Source organism: Streptomyces sp. NBC_00988, from assembly GCF_045162645.1.
Taxonomy (GTDB): Bacteria; Actinomycetota; Actinomycetes; order Streptomycetales; family Streptomycetaceae; genus Streptomyces.
On sequence record NZ_CP108730.1, the window covers coordinates 2528837 to 2550776 of the forward strand.

The 21940-nt window shown below is 68.2% G+C and carries 24 protein-coding genes; 13 read left to right on the forward strand and 11 right to left on the reverse strand.

Features of this window, described 5'->3' with window-relative positions; all coding sequences use genetic code 11:
* Window positions 1-20: 20 nt before the first annotated feature.
* Window positions 21-1538 carry an alpha-N-arabinofuranosidase gene (locus tag OG496_RS11475; protein WP_405970742.1) on the forward strand — a complete coding sequence of 506 codons (1518 nt, stop codon included), beginning with the start codon at window positions 21-23 and terminating at the stop codon, window positions 1536-1538.
* Between the two features lie 3 nt (window positions 1539-1541).
* On the opposite strand, the gene OG496_RS11480 is transcribed toward OG496_RS11475, so the two are convergent.
* A complete protein-coding gene (locus tag OG496_RS11480) occupies window positions 1542-1673 on the reverse strand; it encodes a hypothetical protein (RefSeq protein ID WP_405970743.1) in 132 nt (43 codons plus the stop codon).
* A 288-nt stretch (window positions 1674-1961) separates the two neighbouring features.
* Complete coding sequence (locus OG496_RS11485; protein WP_405970744.1) at window positions 1962-2516, reverse strand: AMP-binding enzyme; 555 nt, start codon at window positions 2514-2516, stop codon at window positions 1962-1964.
* On the opposite strand from OG496_RS11485, the gene OG496_RS11490 reads away from it, so the two are divergent.
* Genes OG496_RS11490 through OG496_RS11500 form a run of 3 tightly spaced genes read left to right on the forward strand, consistent with a single transcriptional unit; the run spans window position 2433 to window position 4279 of the window.
* The gene (locus tag OG496_RS11490) at window positions 2433-2804 is read left to right on the forward strand and encodes a CoA transferase subunit A (protein ID WP_405976614.1); all 372 of its coding nucleotides are present in this window, start codon (window positions 2433-2435) and stop codon (window positions 2802-2804) included. The genes OG496_RS11485 and OG496_RS11490 overlap by 84 nt on opposite strands.
* Complete coding sequence (locus tag OG496_RS11495) at window positions 2804-3484, forward strand: CoA transferase subunit B (protein ID WP_405970745.1); 681 nt, start codon at window positions 2804-2806, stop codon at window positions 3482-3484. Before OG496_RS11490 ends, OG496_RS11495 begins: the two co-directional genes overlap by 1 nt.
* Before the next feature lie 36 nt (window positions 3485-3520).
* A complete protein-coding gene (locus OG496_RS11500) occupies window positions 3521-4279 on the forward strand; it encodes an enoyl-CoA hydratase family protein (protein ID WP_405970746.1) in 759 nt (252 codons plus the stop codon).
* 205 nt (window positions 4280-4484) lie between these two features.
* On the opposite strand, the gene mftF is transcribed toward OG496_RS11500, so the two are convergent.
* From mftF to mftA, 7 genes are all read right to left on the reverse strand, one after another.
* Window positions 4485-5912 (reverse strand): mycofactocin biosynthesis glycosyltransferase MftF, encoded by a 1428-nt coding sequence (gene mftF, locus OG496_RS11505; RefSeq protein WP_405970747.1) that lies wholly within the window; start codon window positions 5910-5912, stop codon window positions 4485-4487.
* Window positions 5909-6706, reverse strand: coding sequence for a mycofactocin-coupled SDR family oxidoreductase (locus OG496_RS11510; protein WP_405970748.1), 798 nt, complete (start codon window positions 6704-6706; stop codon window positions 5909-5911). The genes mftF and OG496_RS11510 overlap by 4 nt, the downstream gene beginning before the upstream one ends.
* Entirely contained in the window at window positions 6703-7458 is a 756-nt protein-coding gene (gene mftE / locus OG496_RS11515) for a mycofactocin biosynthesis peptidyl-dipeptidase MftE (protein ID WP_405970749.1), read from the reverse strand. Before mftE ends, OG496_RS11510 begins: the two co-directional genes overlap by 4 nt.
* Window positions 7455-8639, reverse strand: a complete 1185-nt coding sequence (gene mftD, locus OG496_RS11520; protein ID WP_405970750.1) for a pre-mycofactocin synthase MftD — start codon at window positions 8637-8639, stop codon at window positions 7455-7457. Before mftD ends, mftE begins: the two co-directional genes overlap by 4 nt.
* 104 nt (window positions 8640-8743) lie before the next feature.
* Window positions 8744-9973, reverse strand: a complete 1230-nt coding sequence (gene mftC, locus OG496_RS11525; RefSeq protein WP_405970751.1) for a mycofactocin radical SAM maturase — start codon at window positions 9971-9973, stop codon at window positions 8744-8746.
* Complete coding sequence (gene mftB, locus OG496_RS11530) at window positions 9970-10272, reverse strand: mycofactocin biosynthesis chaperone MftB (RefSeq protein ID WP_405970752.1); 303 nt, start codon at window positions 10270-10272, stop codon at window positions 9970-9972. The genes mftC and mftB overlap by 4 nt, the downstream gene beginning before the upstream one ends.
* A gap of 39 nt (window positions 10273-10311) precedes the next feature.
* Window positions 10312-10479, reverse strand: coding sequence for a mycofactocin precursor MftA (gene mftA / locus OG496_RS11535; RefSeq protein ID WP_405970753.1), 168 nt, complete (start codon window positions 10477-10479; stop codon window positions 10312-10314).
* A 62-nt stretch (window positions 10480-10541) separates the two neighbouring features.
* On the opposite strand from mftA, the gene mftR reads away from it, so the two are divergent.
* A complete protein-coding gene (gene mftR, locus OG496_RS11540; protein WP_405970754.1) occupies window positions 10542-11144 on the forward strand; it encodes a mycofactocin system transcriptional regulator in 603 nt (200 codons plus the stop codon).
* Window positions 11145-11247: 103 nt separating this feature from the next.
* On the opposite strand, the gene OG496_RS11545 is transcribed toward mftR, so the two are convergent.
* Window positions 11248-11748: a flavin reductase family protein gene (locus OG496_RS11545; RefSeq protein ID WP_405970755.1), complete on the reverse strand. Its 501-nt coding sequence runs from the start codon at window positions 11746-11748 to the stop codon at window positions 11248-11250.
* Window positions 11749-12229: 481 nt separating this feature from the next.
* On the opposite strand from OG496_RS11545, the gene OG496_RS11550 reads away from it, so the two are divergent.
* On the forward strand, window positions 12230-12997 hold the full coding sequence (locus OG496_RS11550; RefSeq protein ID WP_405970756.1) for a Crp/Fnr family transcriptional regulator: 768 nt from the start codon (window positions 12230-12232) through the stop codon (window positions 12995-12997).
* A gap of 292 nt (window positions 12998-13289) precedes the next feature.
* Here OG496_RS11550 and OG496_RS11555 read toward each other — a convergent pair whose 3' ends face one another.
* Window positions 13290-13604 carry a hypothetical protein gene (locus tag OG496_RS11555; protein WP_405970757.1) on the reverse strand — a complete coding sequence of 105 codons (315 nt, stop codon included), beginning with the start codon at window positions 13602-13604 and terminating at the stop codon, window positions 13290-13292.
* Window positions 13605-13908: 304 nt separating this feature from the next.
* Here OG496_RS11555 and OG496_RS11560 point away from each other — a divergent pair, with 304 nt between their 5' ends.
* The 7 genes from OG496_RS11560 (at window position 13909) to OG496_RS11590 (ending at window position 21839) form a co-directional block, all read left to right on the forward strand.
* Window positions 13909-14697, forward strand: a complete 789-nt coding sequence (locus OG496_RS11560) for an alpha/beta fold hydrolase (protein WP_405970758.1) — start codon at window positions 13909-13911, stop codon at window positions 14695-14697.
* 14 nt (window positions 14698-14711) lie between these two features.
* Window positions 14712-15884, forward strand: a complete 1173-nt coding sequence (locus tag OG496_RS11565) for an LLM class flavin-dependent oxidoreductase (RefSeq protein ID WP_405970759.1) — start codon at window positions 14712-14714, stop codon at window positions 15882-15884.
* Window positions 15881-16780, forward strand: a complete 900-nt coding sequence (locus OG496_RS11570; protein WP_405970760.1) for an alpha/beta fold hydrolase — start codon at window positions 15881-15883, stop codon at window positions 16778-16780. Before OG496_RS11565 ends, OG496_RS11570 begins: the two co-directional genes overlap by 4 nt.
* Window positions 16777-18030: a CaiB/BaiF CoA transferase family protein gene (locus tag OG496_RS11575; protein WP_405970761.1), complete on the forward strand. Its 1254-nt coding sequence runs from the start codon at window positions 16777-16779 to the stop codon at window positions 18028-18030. Before OG496_RS11570 ends, OG496_RS11575 begins: the two co-directional genes overlap by 4 nt.
* Window positions 18027-19004, forward strand: coding sequence for a hypothetical protein (locus tag OG496_RS11580; protein WP_405970762.1), 978 nt, complete (start codon window positions 18027-18029; stop codon window positions 19002-19004). Before OG496_RS11575 ends, OG496_RS11580 begins: the two co-directional genes overlap by 4 nt.
* Window positions 19005-19221: 217 nt before the next feature.
* A complete protein-coding gene (locus tag OG496_RS11585; RefSeq protein ID WP_405970763.1) occupies window positions 19222-20742 on the forward strand; it encodes a sugar ABC transporter ATP-binding protein in 1521 nt (506 codons plus the stop codon).
* 8 nt (window positions 20743-20750) lie between these two features.
* Entirely contained in the window at window positions 20751-21839 is a 1089-nt protein-coding gene (locus OG496_RS11590) for an ABC transporter permease (RefSeq protein ID WP_405970764.1), read from the forward strand.
* Window positions 21840-21940 lie beyond the last annotated feature (101 nt).

The window sequence follows — 21940 nt, forward strand, 5'->3', positions numbered from 1 at the left end:
GCCATCCCTGGAGCCATTCGTTGCTTTCCGCGACCCTTGCCCTTGACCCCGCCTTCCGGATCGCGGAGGTCAACGCCCGCATCTTCGGCTCCTTCGTCGAACACCTCGGCCGCTGCGTCCACACCGGGATCCACGAACCCGGCCATCCTCGTGCCGACAAGGACGGGCTGCGCCTCGACGTCCTGGACCTGGTGCGCGAACTCGGGGTGACCACGGTGCGCTACCCGGGGGGCAGTTTCGTATCGGGTTTCCGCTGGGAGGACAGCGTCGGTCCGGTCGCCGAGCGACCCACACGCCTCGACCTGGCCTGGCACAGCAGCGAGCCCAACACCTTCGGACTCCACGAGTTCATGACCTGGACCGCGAAGGCGGGGGTCGAACCCATGATGGCGGTCAATCTGGGCACCCGCGGCGTCGCCGAGGCCGTCGATCTCATGGAGTACTGCAACCACCCGCAGGGCACGGCGCTTTCCGACCGCCGGATCACCAACGGGGCCAAGGAGCCCTTCGGTATTCGCATGTGGTGCCTGGGAAACGAGATGGACGGGCCCTGGCAGACCGGCCACAAGACCGCCGACGAGTACGGGCGGCTGGCCGCCGAGACCGCCCGGGCCATGCGCATGTTCGGCCCCGGCCTCGAACTGGTCGCCTGCGGCAGCTCCGCCCGCGACATGCCCACTTTCGGCAGCTGGGAGGCGACGGTCCTCGAGCACACCTACGACCAGGTCGACCTCATCTCCTGCCATGCCTACTACGAGGAGAAGGACGGCGACCTGGCCGGCTTCCTCGCCTCCGCCGTGGACATGGACAACTTCATCGATGCCGTGGTCGCCACCGCGGACCACGTGCGTGCCAAGGTCCGCGGCAGGAAGCGCATCGACATCTCCTTCGACGAGTGGAACGTCTGGTACATGTCGAAGGCCGAGGACAGCAGGCCCCGTGACGGCTGGCCGGTGGCCGCGCGCATCATCGAGGACGAGTACGACGTCGCCGACGCCGTGGTGGTCGGCGGTCTGCTCATCAGCCTCCTCCGGCACAGCGACCGGGTCACGGCCGCCTGCATGGCCCAACTGGTCAACGCCATCGCACCGATCCGGACGGAACCGGGTGGCCCGGCCTGGCGCCAGACCACCTTCCACCCGTTCGCCCAGGCCGCCCGCCATGCGAAGGGCACCGTGCTGCGAACCGAGGTGACGGCGCCGTCGCACGAGACGAGCGCCTACGGAGAGGTCACAGCCGTGGACGCGGTGGCGACCCACGACGAGGACAACCGCTCCCTCACCGTGCTCGCCGTCAACCGCCACCCGGGCGAGCCCGTCGCCCTCGGCCTTGGTCTGCGCTGCTTCCCCGGCTACGAACTGGTCGAGCACTCGGTGCTGTACGACGACGACATCCGGGCCACCAACACACTCCACCGGCCCGACCGGGTCGTCCCCCGCCGCCAGGCCTCCACCGGGCCGGTGGACGGGGAGCAGCTGACAGCGCTGCTGCCCCCCATCTCCTGGAACGTCCTGCGGCTGCGGCGTGCCGCCGCCTGACCATCAGGTCAGCGCCCAGACCACCGTGCTCTGAGGCGTCACGACGACGGTGTGGTTCGGGGCGTAGGTGAGGCCCGTGATCAGGTGGCCTGTCGTGCCGTCGCTGCCGCGGATGCCGTCGGCCTGCTGGGACACGGGCTCGCCCTCGTCGGCGAGTCGAGGGGCTACGGGAGAAGGCGGACCGTGTCCAAGCCGAGCCGGCGGCGGCCGAGCAGGAATAGCAGGAGTGGGCGATCACCCGTAGGCGGGAGGATACGGAGCTGGCTCCGGGCAGCGGCCACACCATCGGCACGTAGGTCGCCGCTGGTGGCGCCTGAAGTCAGCCCGTGCACCTCGTCCCACAGGGCACCCAGCCCACACCACCCCGACACAACCGCGAGAACGACGGAGCCGGACCGGGACACGAAACGCCCCCATGAACGCCTATGCGGCTGCTTCACGGTCCCAGGTGGCCGGGGTTACCCCTGCTTCCTTGAGCCGGAATTTCTCGACCTTCTGGGTTGGGTTTTTCGGTAGTTCCGGGAGGAATTCGACGAAGCGGGGCACCATGTACGCGGCGGAACGCTGGGCGCTGTATGCGATGAGTTCTTCAGGTGAGAGCTGGGTGCCGGGACGCAGGACGACGCAGACTTTGAGGTCTTCCTCGGTGAGTTCGCCGGGGACGCCGAAAGCGGCGGCTTCGAGGACGCAGGGGTGACTCTCAATGATCTGTTCGACTTCATAGGCGGAGATGTTCTCGCCCCGGCGGCGGATGCCGTCCTTGGCTCGGCCGCAGAAGTAGAGGTAACCGTCGTGGTCGAGGCGGCCGAGGTCCCCGGTGTGCAGCCATCCGCCACGGGAGGCTTTGCCTTCTTCACTCCCGCAGGCAGTGGAACACCGATCGCCCAGGGCGGCCTGCCGTGGCGCTACGACTTGGACGGTGCCGTCACCGCGGCCTCTCCCCCCAAGGAGATGCGCGTGTTCGCGGGCCGCGACCACGTACTGGAGGAAGCCATCACCACCGACTTCGCGCTCGTCCACACCGCGAAAGCAGACCGCCATGGGAACCTCGTGTTCAACAAATCGGCGATGAACTTCAACACGCTGTGTGCCATGGCCGGCCGTATCACCATCGCCGAAGCCGAAGAACTCGTCGACCCTGGCGAACTCGACCCAGGCCAGATCCACCTTCCGGGCGTCTTCGTCCAACGCGTGGTCCTCCTCGCAAGGACCGACAAGCACGTCGAAAAGCGCACCCTGCGCGCGACGACGGAGGCGAACCGCTGATGGTCCTCACCCGTCACGAAATGGCCGCCCGCGCGGCCCGCGAGCTGTCGGACGGCGAATACGTCAACCTCGGCATCGGTCTGCCGACACTCGTCCCCAGCCACCTCGCGCCCAGCCTGCACGTCACCCTGCACAGCGAGAACGGAATCCTGGGCACCGGCCCGTACCCGTACGAACACGAAGTCGACCCCGACCTGATCAACGCGGGCAAAGAGACCGTCACCACCACTCCCGGTGCGTCGTTCTTCGACTCCGCTCTCTCCTTCGGGATGATCCGCGGCGGGCACATCGACACCGCCATCCTCGGCACCATGCAGGTGTCGGCGAGCGGCGACCTCGCCAACTGGGCCATTCCCGGAAAACTCGTCAAGGGTATGGGCGGCGCCATGGACCTCGTGCACGGCGCACGCAAAGTCGTCGTACTGATGGAACATCTCGCCAAGGACAACACCCGCAAGATCCTCACTGAATGCTCCCTGCCGCTGACCGGACGACAGGTCGTCCACCGAATCATCACCGACCTCGCGGTACTCGACGTCACCTCCGAAGGCCTCGTGCTGCGCGAACTGGCTCCCTGCGTCACCGTCGCCGACGTGCAGCACGCCACCGAGCCCAGCATCCACCTGCGCGGACACCCCACATCCATGCACCCACCCGCACTGCACAGCAGCACGCCCTGACGGGCGCCCCCATCCACCGAAGGAGGGCACCTGGCGATGAGCCAGCCACTCGTGATCCAGCGGGTCGACCGCGCCATCGCGACCATCACCTTGGACTCGCGCATGAACCGCAACGCACTCTCGCAGGCGCTGTTGAACGAACTGGAAGACCATCTGACAGACACCGCCGCCAACGACGCGGTACGCGCCGTCGTCCTCACCCACACCGGTACCACCTTCTGCGCGGGCGCCGACCTCTCCGAGGCCCGCAACGGCTCCATGACCGCGGGAGCCGAACGCCTCCTGCGCCTGCTCCGAAGCATCGTCGTCCACCCCAAACCCGTCATCGCTCACATGAACGGCCACGCCCGCGCGGGAGGACTCGGCCTGCTGGGCGCCTGCGACATCGTGATCGCCGGTCCTCGGTCCACCTTCGCCTTCTCCGAAGCCAGACTCGGCCTCGCACCGGCCGTCATCTCCCTCACCACGCTGCCCCGACTCACCGACCGGGCGGCCGGCCGCTACTACCTGACCGGCGAGACCTTCGACGCACACGAAGCAGTCCGCATCGGACTCGTCACCGAAGCCACCGCCGACCCGGACTCCGCCCTCACCACGATCACCGACGCGCTGCGCCGCTGCTCACCACAAGGCCTCGCGGAATCAAAGCAGCTGACCACACACATGCTGCGGGACACCATCGACACCCAAGGCCAGGCAACTGCCGCCCACTCCGCCCGCCTGTTCAACTCCGACGAGGCCCGAGAGGGCATGCAAGCGTTCATGGAAAAACGCCGGCCCCGGTGGTCCACCTGACGGCACTTCAGCCAATCGCCCCTGGCTCTCACGCCGACTGGACCCGGCGGATCGCCTTGCACCGGAGTCGCGGGACAGCCGCAGCCGGGGCGCCGGGCTGGGTACGTCTGCGGCTGCCTCACGAACACACCCGTGGATGACAGCACGCACACGCGCTGCAGCATCATCGCGATCCATGCACCCATCGCATCTACGCGCCTCCGGACTACCGCGTCGTACGGGAGCCGTGCCCTGGGCCGCGAAGCGTGGGGAGCAGGGAGCGGACCGAGCGAGCTCTGACGGCCCCGGCCCACAATCCGGCGCCGTACGCGAGGTCGTCCAGCCGACGCGCGAGGGCGAATCGGACCGGGTCCATCTGAGGCGAGCGCAAGTGATACTCCAGGAACCCGTCGGTGACGGCAGCCAACGCGGCGGCTCGGCGCACCCGTGCGGAGAACACACAGCCTGCCAGGGTCACCGGCCACCAGTGGCGCAGCAGCATTCCCATCGTCTGTTCAGCTGTGGCAGCAAGTCCGAGCCCTGTCAGGCGAACCGCCAACCGGTTCGGACCGCCGCTGCCTTCCGGTACCTTGCGCCGGTAACCGCAGCCCGCCCAGACGACCATCACCGCCGCTACGGGCACTGACCAGCGGCGCTGTGCCAGCAGCGCGACAGCGGCCCCGGCGGCCCAGGGGGTGAGCGCGGCAGGGGCGACCGCGGGGCCGTGCCGCTCGTACAGCGCGTGGGCTCCCGAGCCGTAGTAGGCCTTGCGGCCCAGCCAGTCGGTGAATCGGGTGCGGTGCTCGTGCCGGACGGTGACGGCGGGCTCGTAGCGGACGCGTCGCCCTTCGGCCGCAAGGCGCCACACGAGGTCGACGTCCTCGCCGACGCGCATGCTCTCTGTGAAACCCGGCCCCAGGGCGTCGGTCCGCGCGAGCAGGAAGGCACTGGGTACCCAGGACACCCGTGAGCGCGGGTGCACCAAAGCGGCGTGAGGCCCCAGGTCCAGAGACGATCGCGCCGACTCGTAGCGTGCGATCCAGTTCGCTCCTGCCCTCCGACTTTCCAGGCCGAGGACCCGGGGGGCCACCACGGCGAGGTGCTGGTCGTGGAAGTGCCGCAGAAGCATCGGAATGGTGTCCTGGCCGATGACGATGTCGGAGTCGGCGAACGCCACGTATCGCGTACGGACGTGTCGCAGTCCGTCATTGCGAGCAGCCGCGGGCCCTCTGTTCTCCGGGAGGACGACCAGCCGGGCGCTGTGGGAGGCAGCGACGCGTGCCACTGCGGCGGAGTCACGAGAGCAGTCGTCCACGACGATCACCTGTGTCCGCCGGCCGATGCCGGCGAGCAACCGGTCCAGCTCTCGTGCCCGGTCGCGGACCGGTACCACCACAGTCACCTCGGCGGGGTCGTGCGGGGGCAGTAGGGCGAGGACGGGATGGGCCATGCCGAGAGCGAGCAGTCGCTCCGCGAGCCTGGCGGACGGCGGATCCACGAGAGTGATCCTGCCGTCCCGGAGAAACCGGAGAGCACGCTCGCTCAGTCGCACGAGGCGTGTGGGAGTCCCGCCGACCAGGATGCGACCGCCGTCACAGACGCGGACATGAGCGCCGATCTCGACAACCGCCCCTGACGGCAGCGTGGTGGTCATCCCCGGAACCCTCCCTCGGCGCACATCACGGAGCCGTTCGCGACGCCGCCCTGTCGGGAGCAGCAGAAAGCGATGACGGCGGCGATCTCCTCCGGCTCGATCAGACGGCCGTTCAGCTGTGCACCGGCGAACGACCCGACGTCGTCGAGTCCGTAGAGCGCGGCCGACGCATCGAGCATGGCGGTACGGGTCGAGCCGGGTGATACCGCGACCGCGGTCACCCCGGTGCCGGTGAGGTCCGCGGCGAGGCCACGGGTCAGTCCGATGACGGCGTGTTTGGCGGCGCCGTACCCGGCCAGATGGAAGAGTCCGCGGGTGCCGGCCGCCGAGGCGACGGCGACGAACCGGCAACCACTGGGGTCGGGGCCACCGAGCATGCGCGGCACGCAGACGGCCGCGGTGTTCCAGACCCCCATCACGTCCACGTCCCACAGCGTGCGCAGGTGGGCTTCGGGGACCTCCCACAGTGGTTGCCCGCCGCAGATGACCGCTGCCGCAGCCACGGCCGCGTCGAGGCGGCCGAAGCGATCAACGGCCAGCGCGGCCGCCTCTTCCAGCGCGCCCCGGTCACGGACATCCCCCACGTGGGCGACCACCTGGCCCGGGTGCTCGCTGCACAGCTTCTCCAGCTCCCGGCGGTCTGCCAGCGGATAGTCCAGGCCCACAGGTCGCTCCGGGCCGTCGCCGGCACAGCTGTCCACTGCCACCACCGCGAACCCGTCGGCGCACAGGGCCCGCACGGTCGCGGCCCCGATGCCGCGTGCCGCGCCCGTCACGAGCGCCACCCGCCTCACGGCCGGCATGGTTCGGCCTGCGCCGAGCACAGCCGGCCGTCGGTACCGAGCCGGCCGTCCTCGATCCTGGTGGCGACGTCCGCCACCAGATCGTCGAGTACCCGTGCGCCGCCTTCGGCTGTCGCGGTGGTGGGGTCGCCGAGAACACCGGACGGCGACACCGCCGAGACGCCTCCGGCGATGATCGCGGGAAGCAACTCCGCGATGGGCGCCGGATTGCCCTTCCGGGCCAGCGTCATGTCCACGAGATCGGGGACCAGGTGGAGCATCAGCGAGGTCTCGGTGTGACCGGCGTGCGCGTCGACGGTCTCGGTCTGACACGGGACCCACGCGACATCCTGTCCCTCCTCGGTCAGTTGACGGGCTGTCTCGGCCAGACATCTGAGGTTGCCGCCGTGGGCATTGACGAACACGATGCGGCCGGACCAGACGCACATGGAGCGGACGAGTTCCACCAGCATGAACCGCAGGGCCTCGTTCCCGATGGAGATCGTCCCCGGAAACGACTGATGCTCCCCGCTGGCCGCGTAGACCACCGACGGCGCGACCACCACCGGTTCCCGGGGGCGTCGCTGACGTAGTCGGCCCGCCGCGCCGCGTGCGACGGCGTCGGCGATCCTGGTGTCGGTGTCCAGGGGCAGATGGGGCCCGTGCTGTTCGAAAGAGCCGAGCGGTACGAGGACCAGTGGCCGCTCCGGAAGCGCGGGCCAGGCCATCCGGGACAGTTGCGCCGATCCCGTGTGCGGTGTCATGCCCGCTCCACGCTCCCCGCCGACCTGGAGAATCCTGCGGGCACCAGCACGTCGTCCCGGGTGAGATCATGGATCGAGGACCGGCCGAGCGCCAGCAGCGTGGAGTCGATACCTGCGGACATGATGTCCAGTACGTTCTCCACTCCCGCCTGTCCCCCGGCGGCAAGGCCCCACAGGTACGCCCGTCCGATCATGACGGCCCGCGCGCCCAGGGCCAGCGCCTTGACCACGTCACCGCCCCGACGGATACCACCGTCCAGCAGTACCTCCACCTCTTCGCCGACGGCGTCCGCCACTGCTGGCAGGCTACGGATCGGGGCCGGCGTGGTGTCGAGGTTGTTGCCGCCGTGGTTGGACACCGAGATCGCGGTGACTCCCGCGTCAACGGCCCGGCGGGCGTCGTCCACCCGTGAGATGCCCTTCAGCATGAACGGGCCCTGCCACTGCTCCCGCAGCCAGCGGATGTCGTCCCAGCTCGGTGGCGGGGTCTGCATCCACTCACCGTAGGCACCGAAGAAGGTCGGAGGCCGTTCGCCGGGACCGGCGAGATTGGGCGTTGTCAGGTCCGGAAGGCTGCCAGAGCGGACGTAGTCCAGCAGCCAGCCCGGCCGGGCCAGTCCCTGCGGGGCCAGCCGCGCCATCGCCTTCAGGTCGAGCCGTTCGGGAATCCAGGGGCTCCCCCAGTCACGGCCGTGTGAGAAGGACCAGTCGAGGGTGACGATGAGACCCGCCACCCCGGCCGCGCGGGCCCGGTCCATGGTGAGGATCATGGAGTCCTTGGAACCCGACCAGTACATCTGGAAGAAGGTCTTGGCGTTCGCGGCCACCACTTCGGCGGCGGGTTTGCTCGCGAAGGAACTCAGGCCCATCGCCGTACCCCTTGCGGCAGCTGCCCGAGCGACTGCCACCTCGCCATCGGGATGTACCGCCTGCACACCTGTGGGCGAGATGACGACCGGGAGCGACACCTCCTGGCCCATGACGGTGGTTGCCAGATCCCGCTTCGCCGACAGACCCGCCACGTGCGGAGCGAAACCCAGTTCCCCGAACGATGCCGTGTTGTCCCGGTAGGAGACACCGGCTTCCGAGCCGGCGAGGATCGCGTTGTAGACCGACCTCGGAAGCCTTCTGCCGGCTCGTCGCTGGGCGTGTGCGACGGTCTCGAACCAACTGTTGCCCATGACGCACCTCTCGCTCACGAACTGTTCGTGTTTCGCGGACTGTGTTGCTCGTCGAGCCGTCCGACGAGGACGTGCCGGGAGCCGGCCCGCCCCGTTCACTGGTGCTACGCGCCGCGGAATCCGGCCAGCGGGTTCTCGGCGCACGGTGACACCGGGGGGGCCTGAGGGACCGGGCGCTCGCCGAGCGTCACGAACACCGGCGGCTTCGAGGCGCGGGTGCGATGCGAGTGGTCCTGGCCCGGCGCGGGCACCGTACGTCCGGGATCGGCGAGAGCCGTCTCGCCGTGGCCCTGTACGCATTCGGGGTCAGGGCCGTCCAGCGGCAGCCCGGTGAAGAACTTCGCCGCCATGCATCCGCCCCGGCAGACGTCGTAGAACGTACAGGAGGAGCAGGCGCCGGCACTCTGCGGCGAGCGCAGTTCCCGGAACAGCTCCGAGGTCCGCCAGACGCTGGCGAAGCCCCCGTCCGTGAGGAGGTTCCCGGCGAGGAAGTTGTCGTGGATGGCGAACGGGCAGGCGTAGACGTCGCCGACCGGATCGATGAGGCACACGACTCGGCCGGCCCCGCACATGTTGAGCCCGGGCAGTTTCGTGCCGAAGCCCGCCAGGTGGAAGAACGAGTCCCCGGTGAGCACTTTCTCGCCTGCCCTGACCAGCCATTCGTACAGGTCCCGCTGCTGTGCCTGGGTTGGGTGCAGTTCGTCCCACACGTCGGCACCCCGCCCGGACGGCCGGAGCCGGGTCAACCGCAGCGTCGCGCCGTGCTCGTCGGCGATGCGTTTGAACTCGTCCAGTTGGCCCACGTTGTGGCGTGTGACGACGACGGAGATCTTGGTGTCACGGAATCCGGCGGCCGCGAGGTTGTCCAGCGCGCGCATCGCCATGTCGTAGGAACCAGGACCGCGTACCCGGTCGTTGACCGCGGCTGTGGCGCCGTCGAGGGACACCTGTACGTCGACGTAGTCCGTCGAGGCGAGGTATCGGGCCCGCGCCGGATCTATGCGCACACCGTTGGTGGAGAACTTCACGCCGACCTGATGCTCCACCGCGTAGGCGAGCAGGTGCCAGAAGTCCGGTCGCACCGTGGGTTCGCCACCCCCGATGTTCACGTAGAACACCTGCATGGCCTGGAGTTCGTCGATCACCGCCTCGCACTGACCGGTGGTGAGTTCGCGTGGGTCGCGTCTGCCCGACGAGGACAGGCAGTGCACACAGGCCAGGTTGCAGGCGTAGGTGAGTTCCCACGTCAGACAGATCGGTGCGGCCAGTCCCCGCTCGAAGCGTTCCACCAGGGAATCGCCGGGCCCGGGGCGTGTCGCGTTCGGCTGGTTCACGGTGATACCTCTCCTCCCGCGTCGGCCGCGGTGTCCCGATGACGGATCATGTCCGTGCTGGCAAGTCCCCGGAGCGTTCGCAGATAACCGCTCCACTGTGCCGGCGGAACTCCGGCACCGGTGAGGGCGGTACGAACGTCCGGGGAACAGCCCAGCAGGCGGACGACGTCGACGAGTTCACGCCGCTTGAGAAACGTCAGCCGCCTGTTGCCGAAGTGGTAGGCCAGCGCACCGAAGGACTCGGAACGCAGTGCCACAGAGGGCGACAACTCCCATGGCTGGTCCAGGATGTCGGTCACAGTCGGCTCCCTGCTCTTGTCGGTCCTGGCCGTCGGCGATCAGTACACGCCGCACATCCCGTCGATGGAGACCTCTTCCATCAGCGACTCGTCATCGATCAGCTCATCGACCTCAGTGGTGTCCACATCCTGGGTCTGCGCCTGTTCCTCCATGACTGCTCCTTTCTCGATCGCGCGCACCACCTCGACGCGCACGATGCCGGACACTAATGGCACCCAGGGCCAAAAAGATAGGGATCCGACGCGGATCCGGATACATTCCTGTGCCTGTGAGCACTGGATCGCAGAACCTGCTGGGCCGCCCGCCCGTCACCGACCACGCGTCGATCGAGCGCGTCGCCTTCGAACTGTTCGCCACCCAGGGATTCGAGGCGACGACCCTGGACGCGATCGCCGCGGCAGCGGGCATCGGGCGACGCACCCTGCTTCGGTACTATCCGTCCAAGAACGACATCCCCTGGGGTCAGTTCGAGGCGGGTCTGGTCGACTTCGCGAGAACACTGCAAGCCATGCCTCACGACATTCCCGTCTACGCGGCCGTCCAGGAGGCGGTGCTCGCCTTCAACGAGGTGGACGAGGCCGCGTTGCCCCAGCATCGCCAACGCATGCGGCTGCTGTTGCGGACGCCGGCCCTCCAAGCCCATTCGGCACTGAAGTACCAGTCGTGGCGTGCTGTCGTCGCCTCTTATGTGGGACAGCGGTTCAATATCGCTTCGGACGACCTTCTGCCCCGGACGGCGGGCCATGTGACGCTTGCCCTCGCTGTGTCCGCGTACGAACAGTGGCTGGAGCAGGAGGACCGTCAGCTTCACGAGGTTCTCGGCGAGGCGTTGTCCGGGCTTCGGAAGTATCTCGCTGATCCGAAGCGATGAGGCCGACCGTGAAACAGTAGTCGTGCGGTAGGTACCTGCTGATGAGCGTCTCACGTTGCCTCCTGTGCTGCGGCTTCGCGCACGTGATCGCGTCGGACTGGTCCTAGCCGACCGGGAGCGCCACGCCGGCGGTCCGTCCCCGGTGGAAGACCAGCGGATCGCCCTCGAACAGCTCGGTGGCCAGCACCCTGCCGACGACGATCTGGTGATCACCGCCCGCGTGGACGTCCTCGATCCGGCACACGATGCGGGCGACGGCGCCGGCGAGCGCCGGGAGTCCGTCCGGGGCAGGGCGCAAAGGCACACCAGCGAACTTGTCCCCGCCGGACCGGGCGAACGATCGGACGAGGTGACTCTGCGGTTCGGCCAGGATGTTCACGGCAAAACGGGAACTCTGCTGGATCAGAGGCCAGGTGGATGATGTCGAGGCGGGGCAGAAGAGGACCAGTGGCGGTTCGAGGGACAGGGAAGTGAAGGAGTTGACCGCCATGCCGAGGGGCTGTCCGCCGTGATCAGTGCCGGTGACAACGGCGACGCCGGTAACCCATCGGCCGCAGACCTCACGGAGGGTCGCGGGCGAAACGGCGGGCTGGGTGGAAGTCACGATGCTGGGTCCTCTCGGTTGCGGCGCTGTGGGCCGTCCCGGTAGCGGCAGAGACATCCGAAGACGGCTCCGGCCAGCTCGGCACCGGCTGGACACATCGTCGCCAGCGCCGGCCTGGACTGTCGGCAACCTGGATTCGCCCCATGCGTGACTTGACGCACACACCTGCGTTCCCACCTGCGGGAACGCCGTCGCGAGCGACGTGAGGGCCCCTCTCCGCTCGACGCTGCGAGCACCTTCGGAAGCGAAGTGCCGCAGGCTGCGCCGGCACACGCCCGTGGGCGGCCGGGGCTCGGGACACCAGAGGGAAGTGTTGTCCGACCCATTGACGTGTGGAGTCGATCGACACACTCTGTAGCCGTTGGGCAGGCACGATCATCCATCAGCCGCAGGTCCCGCCGGGGCGGACCTCTCGCAGGGCGACCGAGCCGCTCACCGCACAGAAGTGCGTGTACGTGGGCACCCTTTGGTAGGTGATCTGATGAGCATTGTCAGCATCGAGACTGATCCGGTCCAACGGGCCTGGGAATCCAGTTTCCTCGCCAGACTCCCCGACGCAGCGCAGCGGGAGCTGCTGGCGACGGCACACGAGGAGGAGATCTTTCCCGAGCAGAACGTCTACCGCGAGATGCTGGAGCCGCGCTTCTCTTTCGTCGCCCTTGTGGTGTCGGGGATGTTGCGTTCCTACGTGACATCGGCTGGCGGGCGCCGCATCGCCGCCCGCTACTGGGGGCCGGGTCAAGTGGTCGGGCTGACGTCGGTCGTCCTCCACGGCGCCCCCAGCGGGGTCGAGGCCATTCGGAGGGGCTCTCTGCTGCGGCTCGATCCGATCACGCTGGAGCGGCTCGGGCGCACCGACGGCAAGGTCGCGTGGGCGATAGCGCAGGAGCTGGCCTGCCGGTTGGTCGAAGGCGCGGCGAATCGCGTTCCCCAGACGTTCGGCTCGGTCCGAGTGCGCGTCGCCTGGCATTTGCTCAAGCTCTCGGTCGACGTCGAGGGACGGCAGACCGTGCGGGTCACTCAGCAGGAGCTGGCCGACTCGGTCGGATCGGTTCGCGAGGTGGTCGGTCGTGTACTGCTCGCACTGTGCGACGAGGGCATTCTGTGCCGCGAGGGCTCAACGATCGTGATTCGTGATCCGCAACGGATGGCGAGCCTGTCGCAGGGGGACGAGGAAGAGCAAACCCCACAGCCCCCCGTGGGCGGGCACCATCGCCCTCTGCAGGCACGTGACAGCAGGAAGGCCTGAACACCAGGGCGCCTCGGTAGCCGGCAAGCCAGGCAGGCCGCCTACGCGACTTCACGACCGACCGCGACACGCACGCCCCGTCGTCGTGCTGCGCATGACCGTGCCGTGTCGAGTACGCCGATCGCGGGCGTACCCGACGCGGCACAGTGCTGTCGGCCGTTCGCGCGTCAGCGGCTCACAGGCCCGCACACCCACCGGGCCCCAGGGGCGTGACCGGTGTGCGCACCCGTGCGATCCGTCCTGCGGCACCCCGTGCTTCGACCGCTCGTGAGCCAACAGCACCGTGTGCGGTTCACACGGTCCACTCGACATGGGCCCGCACCAGGCGACCGTCCGCGGACAGCCAACCCTTCCGCGCAGCGTAGTCGATCATCGCCTGCCACCGCTCACCCCAGTCGTCGCCGACGCCCCCGGCCTCCGCGTGAACGCGCAGGAACGCCAGGTCGAGCAGAGTCGAACCATCGTCAGTCAGGCAGCCGGCCCTCAACCTGACAAGCACCTCGTTGACGGCGTCGGCGTCGAGACGCGTCGCCACATGGAGACGGGTGAGATCCCCCCTGTCTTCAACGACGATCTTCGTATCGGTCACACGCACGATCACGCCCACGCCTCCTGTTCGGCCAACACCGCCATCGCCATAGCGACCCACTCCAACGGGACCCGAAAACCAGTCGCGGTGTACTCCGTCAACCGTCAGGAGCGTAGGACCACCTATGACGAAAACGCTGCGACCCGGGTCCGGGTCGCCGTGACTCAAGTCGGGCCAACGAGCCGACAACACGGTGGTCGTCACAGGTCGCCGCGACAACTGTCACAGACGGGGGTCTGCCACCGGACGAAGAATTGTGCCAAACACAGCGAAGTGATCAGTTAGGGCGGCCGATCGGCGCGCCCGGAGAGGCGAGGCCGGCATGACTCGTTCGCTTGCCACGGTCTACGGAACTGACCTTGCCGTCGAGGAGTTCGGCTCGGGCGCACCGGTACTCCTGCTCCCCAGCGAGGAGGGGCCCGCCTCGACACGCCCGTTCGCCGAGGCCCTTGGCCGCGATCGCCACGTGCTCATGCCCCACCATCCCGGGTACGGCGAGAGTCGGCGGTTGCCCTGGAACGCGTCGATCCGCGATCTCGCCTACCTGTACAGCGATGTGCTTGAGGGCGAGGGGCTGCGCGGTGTCCACGTGGTCGGGTCGTCGCTCGGCGCCTGGGTCGCCCTCGAACTCGCCGCGATGGGCAACGGCCGGATCTCGTCCATGACGCTCGTCGGACCTGTCGGGATCAAACTCGGCGGCACCGAAGAGCGGGACTTCGTGGACGTTCACTCCATATCCGCCGAGGAGCGCGCCGAACGCGCCTATCACGATGCCACGCTCGGCGCGCTCCACGCCGACTCGCTGACCATCGAGGAACTCGCCCACGTCATGCTCTGCCGCGAGACCTTCACCACGTACGTGTGGGAGCCCTATCTGCACTCGCGGAGCCTGCGCCACCACGCGGCCCGTATCCGTGTCCCCACACTCGTGATCAGCGGGTCCTCGGATCGCCTTGTCCGCGCCGGTTATCACGAGGAACTGGCCGACTTCCTGCCCAACGCCCGGTACGCCGAACTTCCCGCGTGCGGCCATTTCCCCGACATCGAAAGCCCGGCCGAGACGGTGACGCTGTTCAACGTATTCGCGGCCTCCGGCACCGCCACTGTGTAGAAGCGGAGACGACTGTGGAGTACTGGCACTTCAGCGAGAGCGCTTACCCGTACCTGCCGGACCTCTCGGAGACCGACTCGATAAGGGTGTCGCTGCCCAACCGTGTCTTCGACCCCGAGAAGGGTGCCGCGCTCTACAACCGCTATCTCGACGACTGGCAGGTCGCTGACGGGCTCGGCCTCAATGTGATGACCAACGAGCACCACCAGACACCCACCTGCATACAGCCCGCGGTCGGGCTGACCGCGGCCATCCTGGCCCGGATCACCCGTGACGCCCGGATCCTGGTCCTCGGGAATCCGGTCGCCAACCGCCGCGACCCGGTCCGGGTCGCGGAGGAGATGGCGGTCGTCGACAACATCTCCCGTGGCCGGCTGGAGGTCGGGTTCGTCCGCAGCGTGCCGTTCGAGGTACTCCCGGCGAACAGCAACCCGGTCGGTCTCGCGGACCGGATGTGGGAGGCCCACGATCTGATCAAGAAGGCGTGGACCACTCACGACGGCCCGTTCAGCTGGGAAGGCACCTGGCACTACCGGCATGTGAACATCTGGCCGCGTCCGTACCAGCAGCCGCACCCACCGATCTGGATCACCTCGACCAGCAAGGGCGGCATTCGTCCGGTCGCACTGAACGGGTACGTCCTGGCGACCTTCCTCACCGGTTTCGACACCACGAGGATGCTGTACGACACCTACCGCCAGACGCGTCTGGACGAAGGCCTCGAGCCGCTCGGCCCGGACCGCTTCGCCTACTGCGGCCTGGTGCACGTGGGCGAGAGCGACGAGGCCGCGTTCGCGGCCGCGGAGCAGTTGCGCTGGTACTTCGACATCAACAAGGTGCCACCGCACCTGTCCATGCCGCCCGGGTACGTTCCGGCCCACGCTGCGGCTGCCGCGCTGAAGGGCGGGGGGCCGGGCCGTGGCCCCTTCGGCGGCATGAACCCCAAGGGCCAGTCCGTCGAGTGGCTCATCGAGCAGGGCATCATGTTCGCCGGCAGCCCGGACACGGTCGCGGCGCAGATCCGCCGTCTGCACGACCGGGTCGGCGGATTCGGGCACTTGCTCATGATGGGACAGGCCGGACTGATGTCGCACGAAACCGTGTCGCGCAGCCTCGAACTGTTCGCGAACGAGGTAGCGCCCCAGCTCAAAGAACTCAACGTCGGCACCGCGGAGAGCACGAAATGACCCCGGCAGTTCCTCCGCCACCCACGCCGAACTGGCACAGTCGCTTCGTCTCCGTGGACGGTGTGCGGACCCATTACCTGGAGGCAGGGGAAGGCCCGCCACTCGTCCTGCTTCACAGCGGTGAGTTCGGTGGCTGCGCGGAACTCAGCTGGGAGTATCTGATCGGTCCCCTCTCCGAGAACTTCCGTGTCCTGGCGCCGGACTGGCTGGGCTACGGCCGGACGGACAAGATTCACGACTTCGGCGGAAAGCGCGGGCGCATGCTGGCGCACCTGCGCCGATTTCTGGAGGTCATGGAGATCGGCAGGGCGGACTTCGTCGGCAACTCGATGGGCGCGACCTGGCTGACCCAGGAAGCCGCCCTGGTCCCGCCCGGCCTGCCGGTGAACCGGATCGTGGTGCTGAGCGGTGCCGGGTACGTCCCGGACAACGCATACCGGCGCATGACCCTTGACTACGACTGCACTCCCGAAGGCATGCGGCGACTGCTGTCCGCGATCTTCCACAGCCCCGTGTGGTCCACCGATCCCGCGTACGTCGAGCGGAGGAACACGCTCGCCACGGCGCCCGGTGCGTGGGAGGCCGTGGCCGCGGCCAGGTTCAAGTCCCCGCTTACCCCTCCACGCAGCAGCCACGGGCAGCCCGACCGAACCGAGTACGAGCTCGTCACCGCGCCGACGCTGCTCATCGCGGGCAAGGAGGACAAGCTGCGTGAGCCGGGTTACGCCACAGGCCTGGCCGAGCGGATCAAGGGCTGCGAGCTCTTGGTCATCCCGGATTGCGGCCACTGCCCGAACATCGAGCGGCCTGACGTCGTGCTGTCACACACTCTGCGCTTCCTGGCAGCCCCCGCCCCCATGACCGGCACGACGACCCCCCTCCGGACGGTGTCATGACCGACGACGCCGTACTCCCCCTCGCCGGGGTCCGGGTACTTGAACTGGGCAACTACATCGCCGCTCCCACGGCAGGGCGGCTGCTGGCCGATTTCGGCGCCGAGGTGATCAAGGTCGAGCGTCCTCGAACTGGCGACGAACTGCGCAGGTGGCGGCTCTACGCCGGGACCACGTCCATGCTCTACCGCACCATCAACCGCAACAAAAAATCGGTCGTACTCGATCTGCGGTCTCCCGCCGGCCGTCGCGCGGTGCTGGGCCTGGCCGCGTGCAGCGACATCGTCCTGGAAAACTTCCGACCGGGCACCCTGGAGAAGTGGAGCCTCGGGCCGGACGAGCTCGACGCCGTCAATCCCGACCTGATACTGACCCGGATCTCCGCGTTCGGCCAGACCGGGCCGCTGGCCGAGCGGCCCGGCTTCGCCGCCGTCGCGGAGGCGATGGGCGGTCTGCGCGAACTCGTCGGGGAGCCGGACCGACCACCGGTACGGGTCGGAGTGTCGATCGGCGACACCATCGCCGGCCTCTACGGCGCGTTCGGTTCGATGATGGCGCTCTTTCGCCGCGAGTCGAGCCGGTCAGCCGAGGGAGCGCGGCTCCGACTGCCGCTCTCCGGACGCGTCATCGACGTGGCTCTGACCGAGGCGGTGCTGTCCGTGATGGAATCGCTGGTCCCCGACCACCTGGCCCACGGCGTGAACCGGCGACGGGCCGGGGGACGGATGGAAGGCATCGCCCCCTCGAACGCCTACCCCTGCGGGGACGGAGGAAGCGTGGTGATCGCGGGCAACGGCGACGGCATCTTCCACAGGCTCATGATCGCCATCGGCCGGCCGGATCTGGCCGAAGACAGGGACCTGTCGGGCAACGAGGGTCGGTGGGGACGGCGCGACGAGCTTGACACCGCGATCGCCGCCTGGACAGCCACTCTGCCGCGCGCTGCGGTCCTCGCCGAACTGGAGGCGGCTCAGGTGCCCGCCGGGCCGATCCACACCGCCGCCGACATCTGCCAGGACGGCCAGTTCCTCGCACGGAACATGATCCAGTACTTCCCCGTCGACGTGGGCGGCACCGAGCCGAAGCGGGTCGGCTTCCCCGGCATCGTGCCGGTGATCGGCGACGCATCCCTGCCGGTCCGTTCGCTGGGCCCGGACCTGGGTGAGCACACCACAGAGATCCTCGTCGGCCTGCTCGGCCTCGACGCCGACGAGTTGGCGGCCGCGACCGCCGGATCGCAGGACCGGACATGACTGCGGAGGCACCGGTACCCGGCACGCACCCCGGTGACGTAATCCTGCGCGATGTGACACTGCGCGACGGGCTGCAACTGACCGGCAAGACCCTCGGCACCGCTCACAAGGTCTCCGTCGTGCGGGAACTGCTCGCTCTGGGAATGCCGAGCATCGAGATCGGCTCCCTCGCCCGACCCGACCTCGTACCACCCCTGGCGAACAGTCTCGCGGTCGTGGCCGCCCTCACCGCCGAGGAGCTCGAACGGTGCTGGCTGTGGGTGGCCACACCACGGCACGTCGAACGCGCCGTCGCCGCGGGCGCCCGGAACGTCCAGTACTGTCTCTCGGTGTCCGACGCGCACAACCGGGCCAACATCGGCCGGGACACCGAAGCCAGCATTGCCGCGATGCCCGCCGCCTCCGAGATCGCCCATGCTGCCGGGGGGCGCGTCCAACTCTGTCTCGCCACCGCGTTCACCTGCCCGTTCGAGGGCCCGGTCGCACCGGACCGCGTCATCACCGTCGCCAACGACCCCCGCACCGCGGGCGCGGAGGACATCGTCGTCTGTGACACGCTGGGGCAGGCGGTGCCGTCGCAGGTGGCTCACCTCATCGGCCGGATCCGTGCCGAGACGCCGCGGCGGCGCATCGTCTTCCACGGTCACGACACCTGGGGTCAGGGAGTGGCGAACGCGCTGGCCGCCGTCGCCGCCGGAGCGGACATGGTCGACGGAGCGCTCGGCGGCCTGGGGGGCTGCCCGTTCGCTCCGGGCGCCAGCGGCAACACGGCGACGGAGGACCTTCTGTTCGCACTGCGCCCGACCTGGCTGAGCCCAACTGCCCTCAATCAGTTGGTCGCCGTCTCGGACGGACTCCTCAGCGCGCTCGGCGAACCCAGCCGCTCCAAGGCCGCGCAGGGGACCCGCTCCCCGGCCACCGTCTTCGAGTGGACGAGAGCCGCGGTGTCCGGCGCCGCGCCCGGACCCTCATGATCTGTGATCTGTGACATAGGTAGCCACACGCAAAGTGGAATGTCGCTGCTTCCGGTCTGCCACATGCTGCATTCTCTTGAAACGCGGGACAGGGTCGGAAGTGGTTATCGCCTCTAGTCGGCTTCATAACACCGAGCGGGACCCTGCGGCCGATCGCCGCGAACCACCGCCAAACGCGATTCATCCCGAACGAGTTGAGGCTGGCGGAGGGAGGCACATGAAAAGTGCCGTTCGCATCAGAAATCTATCGAAGAGTTTCGAGGGAATCACAGTTCTAGACCGAATAGGCTTCGATATCGCCCCGGGCGAGATCCATGGCCTGATCGGCGAGAACGGATCCGGAAAGTCGACACTCGTCAAGATACTGGGGGGCGTGCACACCCCCGACGAGGGAAGTATCTGCGAAGTCGGGCAAGGGCCACTGGAATTCCCCGTGACTCAGCCACAGAACCATGGAATTGCCATCATTCACCAGGATCTTGCCCTGTGTGACGAGATGTCGGTGGCCGAGAACATCGGAATTTCCAGCGGATTCGATACGGCGATGCTGGCCCCCTTCCGGCTGTCTCGCGAAGCCAAGCTCGTACGCCGACTGGCCGGGGAATTCGGATTCGACGTCGACCCGATGGCCCGCGTCGCGACCCTGACCCCGGCCGAGCGCTCGGTCGTCGCCATCCTTCGTGGCCTGCGCCTCGTGCGACAGCGCCGGTCCGATCACATCCTCGTCCTCGACGAGCCCACGGCCGCACTTCCGCATGCGGAGTCCGAACAGTTGCTGTCGATCGTGCGGGGTCTCGCCGAAGCGGGAACCGCAGTGCTCTTCATCAGCCACCGGCTCCACGAGGTGCTGGACGTCTGCGACCGGGTGAGTGTGCTGCGCAGTGGCAGGCTCGTTGCAACCGTGGCCACGAGCGGTACGACCGACGCGGAACTCGTGCGGATGATGCTCGGATACGAGATCGGAGCGTTTTACCCCGACCGCCATATCCCCGAGCAGGACCGGGATGTGCTGTCTGTCCGGGGGCTGGGCGGCGGCACCGTCGAGGATGTCACCTTCGGCGTCGGGCCCGGTGAGATCGTGGGCGTGACCGGGCTGGTGGGCATGGGCCAGGAGGGGTTGCCCTACCTGATCAACGGACACGCCGCGCGCTCCACCGGCACCGTCGTCGTGAACGGTGCGGAGGTCCGCAACTCGGTGAGAGCCGGTCGTCAGGCCGGAATCGCACTGGTACCTGGCAACCGCCTGCGCGACTCGATGTGGGGCGACGGCACGGCGGCGGAGAATCTCACCCTCCCGTTCGTGACGCGGTTCACGCGTCGGGGGTTCCTCCGGCATCGGGAGGAACACCACTTCGTCGTGAGCCAGTTGGAGAAGTTCGACGTCCGCCCCCGGAACCCGGCTCAGCACATCACCCGGTTCAGCGGAGGCAACCAGCAAAAGGTGGTGCTCTCGCGCTGGCTCGCGACGGAGCCCCGGGTGCTGCTGCTCCACGAACCCACTCAAGGGGTGGACGCGGGGGCCCGGAAAGAGATCTTCGAGATGATCCGGCGGACGGCCGACGCCGGCGCGGCCATCGTCGTCTTCTCCTCCGACGTCGAGGAAGTCGCACACGTGTGCCACCGAGTCCTCGTCCTGCGGCACGGGCGGGTCGCTGCGCAGCTGTCCGAGAACGAGCTTTCGGAGGATCGGCTGATCACCGCCTGCCAAGGCGCCACCCCCAAGCTCGAGCGGAAGTGAGATCCCCTATGACCAGCAGCTCGGTCGAGCCGTCCCGGCCGTCGGCGCAGGAAGGCACACCTCAGAGCGACCCCGGTCCGAACACCGCGACGGCCTCTGCGTCCGCCCGCACAAGGATCTTCGGATCACTGCCTCAGGCAGCCGTACCCCTGCTTCTCGTCGCCACGTTCGTCGGCTTCAGCGTGCTGTCGCCGGAACTCTTCTTCACATGGACCAACTTTCGCATCATGCTGGCCAGCCAGGCGACCGTCCTCCTGCTCGCCGTCGCGATCACCATCCCGCTGCGCGCGGGCGACTTCGACCTCTCGATCTCGGCGGTGATGGTCCTGTGCGCGGGGACGGTCGGTGTGCTCTTCCGCGATGGCTGGCCGGTCTGGACCTGTGTCGTGGTTTCCCTGGCACTCGGCGGCCTTGTCGGAGCCCTCAACGCGGTGTTCGTGGTCGGTATCGGTCTGGACGGCCTCATCGTCACTCTGGGTACCTTCACCCTGCTGAACGGTCTTCTGACCTATATGAGCGACGGATCGCTGATTTCCACCATCCCGTCCGGGGTGAAGGACTTCGCCAATCTACAGATCCTCGGACTCCCGAGCGTCGTGTGGCTCGGCTGGATCATCGCGCTGATCGCCTGGTTCGTCTTCGAGTACACCCCGCTGGGGCGGTACCTGCTGTTTATCGGCGGCAACCGGTCGGCCGCTGCACTGGCCGGACTCCGGGTGGGCAGGATCCGGATCGGCGCCTTCATCGCGGCCTCGCTGATAGCGGCCCTGGCCGGGGTGCTGCTCGCGGGTTCGGTCGGATCCGTGGACCCGAGCAGTGCGGGTTCCTATCTGCTTCCGCCCGCTACCGCCGCGTTCCTGGGGACGACGACCATCCAGTTGCGGCGGTTCAACATCCTCGGCACTCTCGTCGGCCTGTATCTGCTGGCGTTCGGCATCACCGGTCTGCAATTGCTGGGTGTCCGCGGATGGGTCTCCGACGTCTTCAACGGCGCGGCTCTGATCCTCGCCATCGCCTTCGCGCGCTGCTTCGAGCTCCTCAAGACGCGAGGACACCGGCCCGGACTCACGCGTCGCCGAGCCGCGCCCGCCGCGTGAACCCGTTCCGTCAGGGGCGATGACGTACCCGCCCCTCCCCGATCGACACGATCCGGTTCCGGGGGTCGTGAGGTCCTGCTCGTAAGCATCCACCTGCCCTC